Source organism: Rothia aerolata, from assembly GCF_014635585.1.
In the GTDB taxonomy this organism is placed as follows: Bacteria; Actinomycetota; Actinomycetes; order Actinomycetales; family Micrococcaceae; genus Rothia; species Rothia aerolata.
Genome location: NZ_BMDC01000001.1, coordinates 64,699 through 80,165 on the forward strand (window position 1 = coordinate 64,699; position 15,467 = coordinate 80,165).

At 58.8% G+C, this 15,467-nt stretch carries 11 protein-coding genes; all 11 read left to right on the forward strand.

Going from position 1 to position 15,467, the window contains the following annotated elements; translation table 11 throughout:
- Entirely contained in the window at positions 1–687 is a 687-nt protein-coding gene (gene ftsL, locus IEV00_RS00265) for a cell division protein FtsL (protein ID WP_188358355.1), read from the forward strand.
- A 74-nt stretch (positions 688–761) separates the two neighbouring features.
- On the forward strand, positions 762–2,606 hold the full coding sequence (locus IEV00_RS00270; protein WP_188358356.1) for a peptidoglycan D,D-transpeptidase FtsI family protein: 1,845 nt from the start codon (positions 762–764) through the stop codon (positions 2,604–2,606).
- A 100-nt stretch (positions 2,607–2,706) separates the two neighbouring features.
- Positions 2,707–4,389 carry a UDP-N-acetylmuramoyl-L-alanyl-D-glutamate--2,6-diaminopimelate ligase gene (locus IEV00_RS00275; protein WP_229722981.1) on the forward strand — a complete coding sequence of 561 codons (1,683 nt, stop codon included), beginning with the start codon at positions 2,707–2,709 and terminating at the stop codon, positions 4,387–4,389.
- A complete protein-coding gene (locus IEV00_RS00280) occupies positions 4,386–5,969 on the forward strand; it encodes a UDP-N-acetylmuramoyl-tripeptide--D-alanyl-D-alanine ligase (RefSeq protein ID WP_188358358.1) in 1,584 nt (527 codons plus the stop codon). The genes IEV00_RS00275 and IEV00_RS00280 overlap by 4 nt, the downstream gene beginning before the upstream one ends.
- Positions 5,969–7,084, forward strand: coding sequence for a phospho-N-acetylmuramoyl-pentapeptide-transferase (mraY, locus tag IEV00_RS00285; protein ID WP_188358359.1), 1,116 nt, complete (start codon positions 5,969–5,971; stop codon positions 7,082–7,084). The genes IEV00_RS00280 and mraY overlap by 1 nt, the downstream gene beginning before the upstream one ends.
- A 2-nt stretch (positions 7,085–7,086) precedes the next feature.
- Entirely contained in the window at positions 7,087–8,625 is a 1,539-nt protein-coding gene (murD, locus tag IEV00_RS00290) for a UDP-N-acetylmuramoyl-L-alanine--D-glutamate ligase (RefSeq protein ID WP_188358360.1), read from the forward strand.
- 46 nt (positions 8,626–8,671) lie between these two features.
- Positions 8,672–10,408: an FtsW/RodA/SpoVE family cell cycle protein gene (locus IEV00_RS00295; RefSeq protein ID WP_188358361.1), complete on the forward strand. Its 1,737-nt coding sequence runs from the start codon at positions 8,672–8,674 to the stop codon at positions 10,406–10,408.
- 78 nt (positions 10,409–10,486) lie between these two features.
- The gene (murG, locus tag IEV00_RS00300; protein WP_188358362.1) at positions 10,487–11,584 is read left to right on the forward strand and encodes an undecaprenyldiphospho-muramoylpentapeptide beta-N-acetylglucosaminyltransferase; all 1,098 of its coding nucleotides are present in this window, start codon (positions 10,487–10,489) and stop codon (positions 11,582–11,584) included.
- Positions 11,584–13,062, forward strand: coding sequence for a UDP-N-acetylmuramate--L-alanine ligase (gene murC / locus IEV00_RS00305; RefSeq protein ID WP_188359385.1), 1,479 nt, complete (start codon positions 11,584–11,586; stop codon positions 13,060–13,062). Before murG ends, murC begins: the two co-directional genes overlap by 1 nt.
- Positions 13,063–13,064: 2 nt before the next feature.
- The gene (locus tag IEV00_RS00310; protein WP_188358363.1) at positions 13,065–13,988 is read left to right on the forward strand and encodes a cell division protein FtsQ/DivIB; all 924 of its coding nucleotides are present in this window, start codon (positions 13,065–13,067) and stop codon (positions 13,986–13,988) included.
- A 201-nt stretch (positions 13,989–14,189) separates the two neighbouring features.
- Positions 14,190–15,389: a cell division protein FtsZ gene (gene ftsZ, locus IEV00_RS00315; RefSeq protein ID WP_188358364.1), complete on the forward strand. Its 1,200-nt coding sequence runs from the start codon at positions 14,190–14,192 to the stop codon at positions 15,387–15,389.
- Positions 15,390–15,467 lie beyond the last annotated feature (78 nt).

Consider the following 15,467-nt stretch of genomic DNA (forward strand, 5'->3'; position numbering starts at 1 on the left):
ATGAGTGCCGAGCCGCAGTTTCCGGGTAGAAGTCCTGAGAAAAAAAGCCGACACCTGTCTGTAGTGCGCTCTGAAAACGGCGAGCAGCAGAACAAGCGGGCACTGGTGCCTGAGGCAAGCCCTCGTACCAGTCGGCGTTTGATGATTACCGTGTTTTCTATGATTCCGCTGGTGCTCCTGCTGATTCTGCTCATTAATATTATGACTGCCTCCCGCCAGTACGACTTGGTGGAGTTGAGAACCCAGGAAGAAACTCTGACTCAGGAGAATGAGGCACTGGCCCAGGAGATTGAGTATTACCAGGCTCCGCAGGATTTGGCGGTGCGTGCTTCTCAGCTGGGGCTGATAGCTACCGATGTTCAGGCAAGTATTGATTTGCAGACCGGTAAGGTGACGGGTGTTCCCCTAGCGGCGACCAAGAGCGAAGATCAGCCTAAGAACCTGATTGATCCGCCGTCCTTGAATGACACCGAAGCCTCCGCTACCGCTAGTGAACGGGCTGAGGAGCAGAAGAAGAAAGAGGAAGCAGAGCAAAAGAAGAAGGCCGAGGCCGAAGCAAGTGCCTCAGCATCTCCTAGCGCGGCGGGTCAGCCCGGTGCTTCCGGTTCTTCTCAGCCTGAGCCTGCACCCAGTGCCGAGCAACCTACAGCCGGTACCGACAATAACAGTTCGCAAAATAACAACTAGACTGAGGGTGCCCGAGGAGTTTCTTCGGGCACCTCGTTTACTTTGAGAAATCACGAGCAAGAGGGCACGATTCGTTGAGCACAACTGATTCACCTGAACCCACCCCCAATCGGCACCGCCAGTTGAGTCGGCGAGGTTTTATTGCCGGTGCTGGTGGAGCGGCGGGGCTGGGTATTCTCGGGCTGCGCTTGCTCTACCTTCAGGGGTTCGACCCTGCGGGCCATGCAGAGCAGGCTCGTTCTGAGCGTACCCGTGTTCAGACTGTTCCTGCCCTGCGCGGGGAGATTATGGACATCAACGGCAATGTGCTGGCCCGGTCGGTGCAGCGTTACAACATTACCGTTGACCAAACCGCGGTGCAGGAGTACGAGCGGTTTATTCCTAACACCAATGAGAAAGAAACCATTACCCCTACCCAGCTGGTCTATAAGCTCGCCGATATCTTGAAGATGAAGGATACCGAGGTCAAAGCTGCCCTCGACGGTGATAGCAAGTACAAGGTCATTAAAGAAAACGTTCCGCCCGAGGTCTATGACAGTATCTCAGACTTGGGAGCAACCTTTGTCTACGGTGAGATTCTCTCCGACCGCCTCTACCCCAATGGCCAGGTGGGCGGCTCAATTGTTGGTCGCTTTAGCATGATTGAAGAGGCTGTTGAGGGTAGCGACCAGACCCAGATGACTGACTACTCGGTGGGTATTGAGCGGGTGATGGGTGATGTTCTGGCCGGTACCGATGGTGAGCGGGTCTATGAGATTTCAGCTGACGGGGTTCGTATACCGGTGGGTGACGAGCAGGTTAAACCTTCGGTTAACGGTAAGAATGTGCGCCTGACGATTGACCAGGATATTCAGTATTTTGCCCAGCAGGTCATTAAGAAACGGGTAGAAGATACCGAGGCTCAGTGGGGCACCGTGGTGGTCATGAAGGTCAAGGACGGTTCGATTCTGGCGCTGGCGGATTCCTTCACCATGGATCCCGGTTCAGACAAGTTTGAGCTTGAGGATATGACTCCGCGCGCCATTAGTCAGGCAGTGGAGCCGGGCTCAACCGAGAAGATTCTGACCGCCTCTGCGGTGATGGAAGAGGGCTTGGTAGAGCCTCGCACGGTCTTTGATATTCCACCTGAACTTGAGATTGAAGGTCAGACCATTAACGATGCTTTCAGCCACCCCGCTGAAAAGCGAACCTTCTCCGGAATTATCACCGACTCGATGAACACCGGTACGGTCATGGCCGGTAGCAAGCTCAGCCGAGAACAGCGTTATAACTGGCTGAAGAAGTACGGCATGGGTGACTACACGGGGATTGAGCTCACCGGCGAAAGCCAGGGCATGGTCACCGACTATAACGAGTGGGATATCCGCCAGCAGTACACCATTTTGTTCGGCCAGGGTGTCTCACAAACCCCCTTGCAGACCTCCCTGATTTATCAGACCATTGGAAACTTGGGTGTAAAGCTAAAGCCCCGCATTATTGACGCTGTGATTTCCGAGGACGGCGTGGAGGAAGTTCGCCCCGTTGAAGAGGGAGTGCGGGTGGTCAGTGAAGAGACCGCTCGTAAGGCACTCTCGCTCATGGAAAATGTGGTGATTCAAAATGCCAAGGGCGCCCAGGTTGAGGGTTACCGGGTAGGCGGCAAGACCGGTACCGCAGAGGCTCCAAGTGAGACTAAGGCCGGTTATGACGGCTATACCACCTCTTTCTGCGGGGTGGCTCCGTTAGAAGACCCTCAGTTTATGGTGAGTGTGACCCTGCAGCGGCCTAAGGCTGACGCTTCGAATGTTGGTAGCGCGGGAACCCAGGCCCAGTTTTCTGAAATTATGGAAAAAGTTTTGCAGACCTACCACGTGCCTTTCTCCACCACTGAACCCGTTGAAATTCCCAAGTTTGAAGAAGATCTGAAAGGTTCAGACTAGCTGGGGCGAGATAACTTTCTGCCCTAAAGTGAGGGAAGCTAAAGAGCAAGAGAATCTGTAAGGCTATAAAATCAAAGTCGTTATGAAAGCACAGGAGAACATGAGCACCGAAGAATCTATCGGCAGCGGTACCGCGCAGTCGCTGCGGCCGAGCACGGTAGAAGGAAAGTCGGCTACTGAGATTGCTTGGTGGTTGAATGAGCACGGCTTTGCCACGGAGCTGGTGCGTGAAGGCACAACCATCGGTGGCATCACCATGGACTCGCGTGAGGTACAGCCGGGGGATCTCTACGTTGCTCTGCCCGGCGCCAAATCCCACGGCGCTCAGTTCGCGGACCTTGCGGTATCGTCGGGAGCAGCGGCGCTTTTGACCGACCGGGCCGGTGTGGATTTGGTCGGTGAGCTGCCCGGCGAAGTTGGTCTGCTGGTGAGCGAGAACCTGCGGGAACTCGTGGGCCCGCTCTCCGCCGTCATTTATAACTCCCAGCCCCAAGACGGCTCTGCGCCTACGCTTTTTGCCGTGACCGGAACCAACGGTAAGACCACCACCACCTACATGATTAACTCGATCATGCAGAAGCTGGGGCACACCACCGGCCTGATCGGCACCATCGAGATTCTGGCCGGTTCTCAGCCGATTCCCTCCAAGCTGACCACCCCCGAATCTCCCCATGTTCACTCTTTGATTTCGCTCATGTCAGAGCGCGGAATTAGCTCCATGGCGATGGAGGTTTCTTCCCACGCGCTGGACTACCACCGGGTAGACGGCGTACGCTATGACGTCTCGGGTTTTACCAACCTCACCCAGGATCACCTGGATCTTCACGGCACCATGGAGAGCTACTGTGCCTCCAAGGCAGCCCTCTTTACCCCTGAGAAGTCCCGCCGCGCTGTCATCTGTGCCGATGACTCCTGGGGCCAGACGATGCTGGACCGGGCACGGACGGCTATGGGGGCTGAGAATGTTGTAGCCCTCACCACCCATTTTGGCCGCGGAGTGCAGGAACTTCCCGCTCATCTGGGTCGGCAGGACTGGGTGCTAACTGAGGTGGAGCGAGAGGGCATCGGCCACCGCTTTACCGTGGTGCGCGGCGATGGTGCGCGTATCGAGTCTTCGACCCAGCTCCCGGCTGATTTCAACGTTTCCAACGCAGCTCTGGCAGCGGTGATGGTCTATGAGTCGGGTCAGAACACCGCCGACTTGGCTGCTCGGTTGGCTGAGGCAGAGACCCTGACCCCGGTGGTTCCCGGTCGAATGCAGCTCATTGGCACGGCTCCCACCGCCATTGTTGACTTTGCCCACAACCCCGATGCCCTGCAACGGGCGCTAGAGGCAATCGATCCCGCCCACGAAGACGGCCGGGTCATGATTGTCTTTGGTGCCACGGGAGAGCGCGACCAGCTCAAGCGCCCCATCATGGGTGAGATTGCCGCCCGCCACGCCGACGTCGTCATTATTACCGACGACGACCCCCACGACGAAGCGCCCGAGCCGATTCGCGCCGCAGTAGAAGCGGGTGCGCGCGATGCTCAGAAGGACGGCGCTCGCGCCGCCGAGATTCTCAACCTGGCTCCGCGCGCCGCCGCAATCGAAAAGGCTATTGACCTTGCTGGCCCCCACGATTCCATTCTGGTGGCTGGCCGCGGCCACGAAGTCGCCCAGGAGGTCGCAGGCGTCAACCTCGATCTGGATGACCGCGTTGAGGTGGCCCGCGCGCTGGCTCACCACGGATTTGAAGTTTTGCCCGCCTACCGTTCTATGTTGGGAGATGCGTCTGCATGATTAAACTATCGAGTGCTCAGGTTGCTGAGGCTACCGGAGGCACCCTGCTTGGCCTTGACCAAGACCGGGCGCAATCTCTCTTCGTGACCGCAGCTACCACCGATTCCCGCGAAATTACTCCCGGAAGCCTCTTTTTGGCGAAGCCCGGCGAAGTAACCGACGGCCACAAGTTTGTGGAAACCGCTTTTGAGGCGGGTGCGGTGCTGGCGATGACTGAGCGGCAGGTTAGCGATTCCTCCGGCGAAGCCTTCCCACAGGTGATGGTGGACGACGTCGTGCTGGCGATGGGGCGTCTGGCCAAGTACTGTGTGGAGCAGATGCGGGCCGCCAGAGAGCTTACCGTGGTGGGTATCACCGGCTCAGCCGGTAAGACCACCACCAAGGATTTGCTGGCGGGGATTTTTCAAACCGCCGGGGAGACCATTGCTCCCGTGGGCTCCTACAACGGCGAAGTGGGCGTGCCGCTGACCATCTTCCGCGCCGATGAAAGCACCCGCTACCTGGTGATTGAGATGGGCGCCGACCACGTGGGTAACATCGAGTACCTGGTCAATATTGCCCAGCCCGACCACGCGGTGGTGCTTAAGGTGGGTACCGCGCATGCCGGCGAGTTCGGCGGCGTCGATAACATCGAGAAGACCAAGGGCGAGCTGGCCGAGGGCGCGGGCAAGACCCTGGCGCTCAATGACGACGACTACCGCGTGCGCCGCATGATTTCCCGCTCCAAGGTTCCCACGGTCTACTTTGGCGTGGGGGAGAAGAACCATGACGGCGGCGACCAGCCCCGCATCTACGCCGAGAACCTGCGCACCGATGAAAACGGTAGCCCGGTCTTTGAACTGGTCTTCCCCGGCGGAGAACGCTTCGATGTTGCCTCCCAGCTTATTGGCGAACACCACGTCTTTAACCTGCTGGCCGCTGCTACCGTGGCTTTCCAGGCGGGTCTTGCCCCTGAAACTATTGCCCGCGAGCTCAATGCTGCCAAGGCAGTTTCTCGCTGGCGTATGCAGCGTACCGAACGTCCCGACGGCATTACCGTCATCAATGACGGCTACAACGCTAACCCCGAATCCATGGCTGCTGCTCTGCGCACCCTGGCTCACCTGGGCCGCGACTCCGGTCGTCGCAACTGGGCGATTTTGGGTGCCATGCTAGAGCTCGGCGAGGCATCCTTGGAGGAGCACGACCGTCTGGGTCGTCTGGCGGTGCGCATGAACATCCGCAAGCTGGTAGTGGTGGGTAAGGAAGCAAAGCCAGCCTACAACGCCGCCCATCTTGAAGGCTCCTGGGGCAATGAGGCTACCTGGGTAGAAACTGCCGAAGAAGCACTGGAGATTCTGCGCGAAGAAGCGGCACCGGGCGATATCGTTCTCTTTAAGTCCTCGAACGGCTCTGGCATGGGCAAGCTGGGCGAAGAAGTCGCCACCATGGATCAGCTGATGCTGAGGGAGAATGAGAGAAGCAACGCACGCTGGCTCAGTGCGGGCGAGCAGGTGGGCGCGGTAAACTCTGAATTTGGCAATGAAACCTTGCCTGATCAAGATAATTCGGATAACGACCGGGAAGGCACCCTGAAGTAATGATTCCCATTCTTCTGTCAGCTGCTATTGCTCTGGTGATCTCCATTGTGGGAACACCGCTGTTCACCAGGGTTTTGGTGCGCAAGCAATTCGGTCAGTTTATTCGTGAGGACGGCCCCACCAGCCACCAGACCAAGCGGGGCACCCCCACCATGGGCGGTGCCATGATGATGGTGGCAACCGTGGCAGGTTTCTTCCTCTCCCTCTGGATTACCGCCCTCTTCTTTGATACCCGCTGGTCTCCTTCTATGTCAGCTCTGCTAGCGATGTTCCTAATGCTGGGAATGGCGGGCGTGGGCTTTATCGACGACTTCAAAAAGATTTCGCAGAAGCAGTCTGAGGGTCTGACCCCCAAGGGCAAGATTGTGCTTCAGGGCGCGGTGGGCGTGATTTTTGGTGTGCTGGCGCTCTTCTTTCCCAACGACAAGGGCTGGACTCCCGCCTCAACCCACATTTCTTTTACCCGTGATACCGCCCTCGACCTAGCCTTTGCGGGCCCGGTGGTGGGCGTAATCCTCTTTGTCATCTGGGCAAACCTCATTGCTACCGCTACCACCAATGCTGTGAACCTCACCGACGGTCTTGACGGTCTGGCAACTGGCGCAGCTATTCTGGTTTTCTCCGGCTACATGCTGATCTCTATGTGGCAGACCAACCAGCTCTGCTCGCCCGAATCGTCCGGCGCCTGCTACGAGGTGCGCGATCCGGGTCAGCTTGCCATGCTGGCAGCAGCCCTGATTGGTGCTTTGATTGGCTTCCTCTGGTGGAACACCTCCCCGGCAACTATCTTTATGGGTGACACCGGTTCTCTGGGCCTGGGCGGAGCCCTGGCAGCCTTTGCCATTCTGACCCGTACCGAGCTGCTTTTGATTATTATCGCCGGTCTCTTTGTGGCTATCTCGGTTTCCGTGATTCTACAGGTGGGCTACTTCAAGCTCTCCGGTGGCAAGCGCATTTTCCGTATGGCGCCCCTTCAGCACCACTTTGAGCTCAAGGGCTGGGCAGAGGTAACCGTGGTGGTTCGGTTCTGGATTGTCGCCGGCCTCTGCGTGCTGCTTGCCCTGGGCATTTTCTACGGTGACTGGCTTCTGAACAATGGGGGAGTGATTGTCTAACCATGAAGGCTAGCAACGAAAATCCGATCTATCACAACGAGCGTCTTGAGGCACTGACCAGCTGGGATTCTGACTGGCAGGGGCTGCGCGTGGTGGTTACCGGCCTGGGTGTTTCTGGCTTCTCCGCTGCCGATACTCTGGTGGAACTGGGCGCCCGCGTGGTGGTGGTAGATGGCAAGGACTCTCAGGAGAACCGCAGCAAGGCTGACACCCTCAAGATTGTGGGCGTGACCGAGGTTCTGCTGGGGGAGATCGCTATGGACACCCTTCCCCTGGTCGAGGGCCAGAAGCCCGATCTCGTGGTGACCAGCCCCGGTCTGCGCCCCAGCCTGGGCATTTTGGCTGAGGCCGTTGACCAGCAGGTTCAAATTTGGGGCGACGTTGAACTCGCCTGGCGACTGAACCAGCGAGAGGGGCGTAAGACCCCGCAGTGGCTCTGCATTACCGGCACCAATGGTAAGACCACCACCGTGGGTATGACCGAGTCGATTCTGCAGGCTGCCGGCTACAAGGCGATTGCTGTGGGCAACGTGGGCACCCCCATTCTCGATGCCCTACGCGACCCCGTTGAATACGACTTCTTCGCCGTAGAGCTCTCAAGCTTCCAGTTGCACTGGATTCATTCGATGTCGCCTCTGGCCTCGGTTGTGCTCAACGTGGCAGAAGACCACGTGGACTGGCACGAGGGCTACGCCAACTACCTTGCCGATAAGGCTCGCATTTATGAGCACACCCAGCTGGCCTGCATCTTCAACGCTAACCAGCCCGAGATTATCTCGATGGTTGAGGACGCCGACGTGCAAGAAGGCTGCCGGGCGATTGGCTTCTGGGCAGACACCCCTGCCCTGTCGATGCTGGGCGTGGTAGAAGGCCTGCTGGTCGATAGGGCCTTCACCGAGAACCGGCAGAAAGAGGCCCTGGAGGTCGCCGAAGTCGCAGACACCGGCGAGCTACCCACCAAACACACCGTAGAGAATGCCCTGGCGGCGGCGGCCCTGGCCCGCGCGGCAGGAATCGAACCCCGCGCCGTCCAGCAGGGTCTGAAAAACTTCCAGCCCGGCGCCCACCGCATTCAGCCGGTGGCCAACACCCACGGGGTGCTCTGGGTCAACGATTCGAAGGCAACCAACCCGCACGCCACCAACGCCTCCCTGGCGTCCTTTAACCCGGTGATTTGGATTGCTGGTGGACTCTCCAAGGGCGTGGACTATGCAGAGCTGGTCAGCCAGCACCAGCAGCGACTCAAGGCGGTGCTGGTGATTGGAACGGATACCGCCGGGTTGTTGAGCGCCCTGAAGGAGCACGCCCCCGAGGTGCCGGTGGTTGATATTACCTCCGGCGTAGAGGATTCCTCAGACGGCCAGAGCGTGATGCGACAGGCCGTGGCTAAGGCCCACGAGCTCTCAGAACAGAATGATACGGTGCTCATGGCACCCGCGGCAGCTTCAATGGATCAGTTCGTCTCCTACGCAGACCGCGGTAACGCCTTTATCGATGCGGTGGCGGAGCTGGTTGAGAAGATCAATTCAGACCGCGCCTAAACCGGCTGAACAGGTAGAAGAGAGTCAAGGTAAAGGGGCCTCACGAGTGACTTCAGAAACAGCTTCAAGCGGCACCCAAAGGGCTCACGCTGATGAACCGGGCCTCCTGCGAAAAATCGGAGGGGGAATTTACCGGGGCGCACAGCGGGAGTTCCGCCGTGTCTCTATGTCTTCGTTGCGCGGTTTGCCAATTTTGTTGGCCGCTATAGCCCTCTCGCTGACAGCGCTGGGACTGATTATGGTGCTTTCTGCCTCCAGCGTGGAGCAGATTGCCGCAGGTGCTTCTCCCTTTACCCAGGTACAGCGCCAGGCAATTTTTGCGGTGATTGGTGTAGTTGGCATGGTGGCCCTGAGCTTTATGCCGGTGACCTGGTACCGCAATAAATGGGTGATGCATTCTATGTTGGCGCTGGCCCTGCTGATGCAGGTGCTGGTGCTGGCAATCGGTACCACGGTCAACGGCAATCGCAACTGGATTCAGTTCGGTGGCATCTCGATTCAGCCCTCTGAGCTTTCTAAGCTACTAATTACCCTCTGGATGTCCTGGGTTCTTTCCCAGCAGGGCGGTATCTCCCGCTACTTCCGCAAGGCTTACTTTCCCCTGCTCTTTGGCTTCGTGCCCCTGGTCGTCCTGATTCTGCTGGGTCACGACGTGGGCACCCTGATGATCTACGCCATGATGCTTTTGGGCATTCTCTGGCTGGCGGGCATGAACTACCGGGGTTACCTGATAGCGCTGCTGGTGATTCTGCTGGGCTTCGGCGCGATGGTACTGACCTCTCCCAACCGACTTGCCCGTATATTTGGTGTCTTTGGACAGTGTGAAGGCTCCACCTGCGACCAGTCCCAGTCGGGCCTTGCAGCCCTTGCTACCGGCGGTTTCTGGGGCGTGGGCCTGGGCCGGTCGCGTCAGAAGTACAACTATCTGCCCGAAGCCCATAACGACTACATTTTTGCCGTGATCGGGGAGGAGCTGGGCCTGTTGGGCACCCTGCTCATCGTGATCCTGTACCTGGCGCTGCTCTACGTTTGCATCCGCATCATTTTGCGCACCACAGACCGCTTTATTGCCTTGGCTACGGGAACTATCGCGATCTGGATTATTGGCCAGGCCAGCATCAATATCGCTATGGTCACCGGTATGCTCCCGGTGATTGGCGTGCCCCTACCCTTTATCTCCTACGGTGGTTCCTCGCTGATTTCCTTGCTGGCGGCTACGGGCGTGCTGATAGCCTTTGCCCGCCAAACACCGCTTCAGCCCATTGTCGCGGACGGTTCGACCACCTACTATGCTGGGGAGACGCCCAAGGAACGTGCCCGCCGAAGCCGCTTAGGCAGGGTTGTCGAAGCAGAGCAGACCCGCCTGGATGCCGCCGGGGACGATGCCGGTTTCGATATCTACGACCTACTGGCGGTCTTTGGACTGGGGCCGAGGGCACCGCAGAAGGGGCGCTCGGGTTCGACCCGCCCGTCAACTAATAGGCGGGTTGGCCAGGCAAGGACGACGCCGTCCGGCCGAGCCTCGGCGAACCGGCGGCAGGGCAGTGGGAGCTCCGGCCAACGGAAAACTACCAGACCCCAGCAGAACCGGCAGCAGGGCCAGCCGCAGCGCGCAGGCCAGCAGGGGGCGCATCGTCCTCGGGCTACTTCTGCAGCCACCCCGAAACCTGCCCAGAGCAAGCCACAGGAGAAGCGGGAGTCTAAGCTCCCGCCGGGTCTGGCACCGCTGAAGAGCATTCGCAGGGGCCGGGAGCACCGCTCCGGCGGCCCAAGAAAAGAGTAGCCAACCCGCCAATTGGGTTTGAAGCCCCGGGGAACGTAAAATTGAGCACTACGGAAATTTAGTCTGGAGAAAGAGAATATGAGCGAGTCACCGTCCATTGTTCTTGCCGGTGGCGGCACCGCCGGGCACATTAATCCCATGCTCGCTATTGCCCGCGAGATCCGGGTGCTCGAACCGCAGGCAAAGATCCTGATGGTGGGCACCGAAAATGGCATGGAAGCCCAGCTGGTTCCGCAGGCAGGTTACGACATTGCCTTTATTCCGCGCGTGCCCTTTCCCCGCAGGCCTAACCTGCAGGCCCTCAAATTCCCCGGACTTTTTGCCGCCTCGCTCAAGCAGGCGCAGAAGATTTTGAAGGAAGCCCGGGCGGATGTGCTGGTTGGAGTGGGCGGCTATGTGTGCACCCCCATGTACCTGGCGGCCAATAAGCTGGGAATTCCCGTGGTGATTCACGAGGCGAATGCAAAGCCCGGCCTGGCGAATAAGGTGGGCGCGCGCAAGGCCGCTATGGTGGGCACCGCTTTTGCCCAGACCCCTATCACCGGAGCCCGCCACGTGGGCATGCCCATGCGCAAGAACATCGAGGAGCTCGACCGGGCAGCAGAGCGCGCCGGAGCTCGCAAGCGCCTGAACCTTGACCCTGACCTGCCAACCCTGGTGGTCACCGGCGGGTCGCTGGGCGCCCAGAGCCTCAACCGGGCGGTGGCAGAAATCTATGACAGGCTAGAGGAATGGGGCTTTCAGCTGCTTCACATTACCGGCCGCGAGAAGGCTCTGCGCGATACGAACGACCAGCTTCTGCAGGCCCCTCTCTACCACCAGGTTGAATTTATTACCGGCATGGAAGATGTCTATGCGGCGGCAGATTTGATGGTGGTGCGCTCCGGTGCTGCCACGGTATCTGAGGTGGCAGCGGTGGGGCTACCCGCTATCTTTGTTCCGCTGCCGATTGGCAACGGCGAGCAGGCGCTCAATGCCCGCTCCCTTGTCGATGCCGGGGCGAGCATTCTGATTAATGACTCAGACTTTAGCGCTGACTGGTTCGTTTCCAATATTCCCCACCTGATGGCCAGCCCGCAGAGGCTGGAAGCAATGGCAAAGAAATCATCTGACCAGGGTATCCGCAACGCGGCATCGGTCATGGCTCACGAAGTGATAAAGGCGGCGAAAAAATGATGGCACCCCTCATGAACACCGAGCTCGATATGCCCGGCCCCCTCAACCCTCCCTTTCCCGAGCGTCTGCGCATGCAGGACTTGGGTCGGGTGCACTTTGTGGGCGTTGGCGGGGCAGGTATGTCTGCTATTGCCCGCCTCATGGTGCAGGCCGGGGTGAGCGTTTCGGGCTCTGACCGGGCTGAATCCGCTGCTGTGGAAGAACTGCGGTCTTTGGGCGTGAAGGTTTCAGTGCCCCAGGACGCCGCCAATATTGTGGACGTAGATACCGTGGTGGTCTCGACCGCCATTAAGGAAGATAACCCCGAGCTGGTTCGGGCGCGCGAGCTGGGGCTTAAGGTGATTCACCGTTCTGAGGCGCTGGCGGCGACCATGCACAATTCTTCGGTGATTGCGGTTGCCGGAACCCACGGTAAGACCACTACCAGCTCCATGATTTCGGTGATGGCCGATGCCCTGGGTTACGATCCCTCCTTCGCGGTGGGCTCCGTGGTGGCGGGTCTCGATACCAACGCCAAGCTGAGCTCTGCGGATCAGCCCTGGTTCGTGGCCGAGGCCGATGAGTCCGACGGTTCCTTCGTGCGCTATCGCCCTCAGATTGCGGTGGTGACCAATGTTGAGCCCGACCACCTGGATTTTTACGGCACCGCAGAGAAGGTCTATGAGGCATTCAACCGCTTCGTGGCTTCTATGCCGGAGGGTGGCGTGCTGGTCACCTGCGCCGATGACGACGGTGCTGTGGCACTGGCCCAGCGGGCACTTGCTGCCGGGGTAGAGACGGTTACCTACGGAGAATCCCCAGATGCCCACGTGCGGATTTCTGCTACTACCAGCGAGGGTATTTCATGTTCCTCGCAGCTGGAATGGAACTTTACCGTGGGGGAGAAGACCTATACCGGAGCAGCGAGCCTGAGACTGAATGTGCCGGGTCAGCACAACCAGCTCAACGCGGCGGCGTCCTTCATCTGCGGCCTGCTTACCGGAGCCAGCCCCGAGGCTGTACTTGAGGCGCTGACCCACTTCCGCGGAACCGACCGGCGTTTTACCCTGCGGGGGGACGTCGCCGGCGTCAAGGTCTTTGACGACTACGCCCACCATCCCACCGAGGTACAGAAAGCTCTTGAGGCGGGCCGCACTGTGGCAGACGGCCACAATCTCTACGTGCTCTTCCAGCCCCATCTTTTCTCCCGTACCCGAGAATTTGCTTCGGAGTTTGCTCGGGCACTGTCGCAGGCTGACCGAGCCTATGTGATGGATATTTACCCCGCCCGGGAGCTGCCGATTGAGGGCGTGACCTCGCGCCTGATTACCGATGCGGGCTATTCGGAAGTGCACTATGTAGCAACTCCGCAGGAGGCCATTCAGCGGATAGTAGACCAGGCTCAGCCCGGCGATGTCATCATGACCGTGGGCGCCGGCAACGTAACTGAATACGGGCCTCAGATCGTTCATCAGCTTGCCCAGCTGGCGGAGGACTAACCGTGGGCTCCCACCGTTCAGGCTCTCAGCAGACCGGCCAGGATGCTCAGCGCCCGCGCATTCGAGTGAACTCAGACCGGGTAGCACCTCTGGATAAAAACCAGATGGTAGAGGCCCAGCCGCCCAGCAAGTTCTCCCAGTGGCGGGAGCAGACCAAGCGCGCCCCTAAAAAGAAACAGGAGCAGAATGAAGCTGCTCCGGTAACCCCGATTAAGTCAGGCAGACGGCGGGCCTTCACCGGTTCCCGCTGGAAAAAATGGGGTGTAGCGCTGGCAACCCTTGCGGTACTGGCCCTGCTCTTCATCGGGGTTGTTTTTTACTCACCTCTTTTAGCCACCAGGACCATTACGGTGGAGGGAGCCTCGCTGCTACAGAAGTCGGCGGTTGAAGACCGGTTGAGCCCTCTGGAGGGAAGGCCCCTCACCCGAATCACCGATCAAGAGGTTGCCGATTTGGTGGGGGAGCCCAACAAGTTGCGGGGCATTTCGGTTGAGGCTCGCCCTCCGCACGATTTGGTGGTTACTCTGCAGGAGCGCATACCTGTTGCCGTGGTCAAAAACGGAAGCAGCTACGAACTGGTTGATGCCGAGGGGCAGCAGCTGGGCTCTGTAGACTCTGTCGAAAGTGCCGGTCTGCCCCTGGTAGACGGTGGTACCGGTATTCTCGGCAGCCAGGAATTTAACACCATTTCAGCGGTACTTGAGGCCCTTCCTGCAGACCTGCTTTCCCAGGTTAAAGAGGCCAAGGCCGATTCTGCCTCGACCATTGCTTTGACCATGCAGGATGATACCCGGGTGGTGTGGGGCACCGCTGAGGACAGTGAACTTAAAGCTAAGGTTTTAGCTCAGTTGAGGTCTTCAGTGGGGAAAGATGGGGCCGTTTCGACCTACGATGTATCCTCTCCGATGGTCCCCACAACCAAATAATTCAATCTAAAGTAGAGGTTGGAACTGATTCCCTGTATTTTGCGTAAAAAACAGCGAATCATGCACAATTTATAAGACAGCTACTAGTCTCTATTGGTACGCTTTCTTCTGAAAACCTATGTCAAAATGAACCTAGTTCTAAACCTTGGCTTCAAGGTTTAGGGTTTGGCTCACCGAATACTTTAACAATTGAGGCAATATATGGACACTGCAACTCCCCAGAACTACCTGGCAGTTATTAAGGTCGTCGGCATCGGCGGCGGTGGCGTCAACGCAGTCAACCGCATGATCGAGGTAGGTCTGCGCGGCGTTGAGTTCATCGCAATCAACACTGATGCCCAGGCTCTGCTGATGTCAGATGCTGACGTGAAGCTTGATGTGGGCCGCGAGCTGACCCGCGGCCTCGGTGCTGGCGCTAACCCCGAGGTTGGTCGCCAGGCTGCCGAAGACCACGAGCAGGAAATTGAGGAAGTCCTCAAGGGTGCAGACATGGTCTTTGTGACCGCAGGTGAGGGCGGCGGCACCGGTACCGGTGGCGCTCCCGTGGTTGCCCGCATTGCCCGCTCCCTCGGTGCCCTGACCATCGGTGTTGTGACCCGCCCCTTCACCTTCGAGGGTCGCCGTCGCTCCAACCAGGCAGAGACCGGTATTGCCGCTCTGCGCGATGAGGTTGACACCCTGATTGTTATCCCCAACGACCGTCTGCTGTCTATCTCAGACCGCAACGTCTCCATGCTCGATGCCTTCAAGTCGGCTGACCAGGTTCTGCTCTCCGGTGTTCAGGGCATCACCGATCTGATTACCACACCCGGCCTGATCAACCTCGACTTCGCAGACGTTAAGTCCGTGATGCAGGGTGCAGGCTCGGCCCTGATGGGTATCGGTTCAGCCTCAGGTGAAGACCGCGCGGTTAAGGCGGCAGAGCTGGCTATTGCTTCACCCCTGCTGGAAGCATCGATCGACGGTGCCCACGGCGTTCTGCTCTCCATTCAGGGCGGTTCCGACCTGGGCCTCTTCGAGATCAACGAGGCAGCCCGCCTGGTTCAGGAAGTTGCCCACCCCGATGCCAACATCATCTTCGGTGCTGTGATTGACGATGCCCTGGGCGATGAGGCTCGCGTGACCGTGATTGCCGCTGGCTTCGACTCGGTTAACCCCGAGACCAACGCCAACAACAACTTGGGCGCCCAGCAGCAGGCTCAGCGCAACCAGCAGAGCTTCGGCAACAACACCTCAGCTCCCGCCCAGGCTGCACCTTCCCAGCAGCAGAACTCCTGGCAGCAGAACAACAACGACGTTCCCTCTAACGCGGGCTTCGACGTTGACCTGCCCCCGGTGGTTGAGGAACCGGCTCAGAACCAGCGCAAGGACTCGCTGGACGTGCCTGACTTCCTGAAGTAAGCGTCTAAGAGAAGATTCGCCTCACCTAGAAAATCTTGAGAGTTTCAAGGTTATCGGGTGGGGCGATTTTCATGTAGG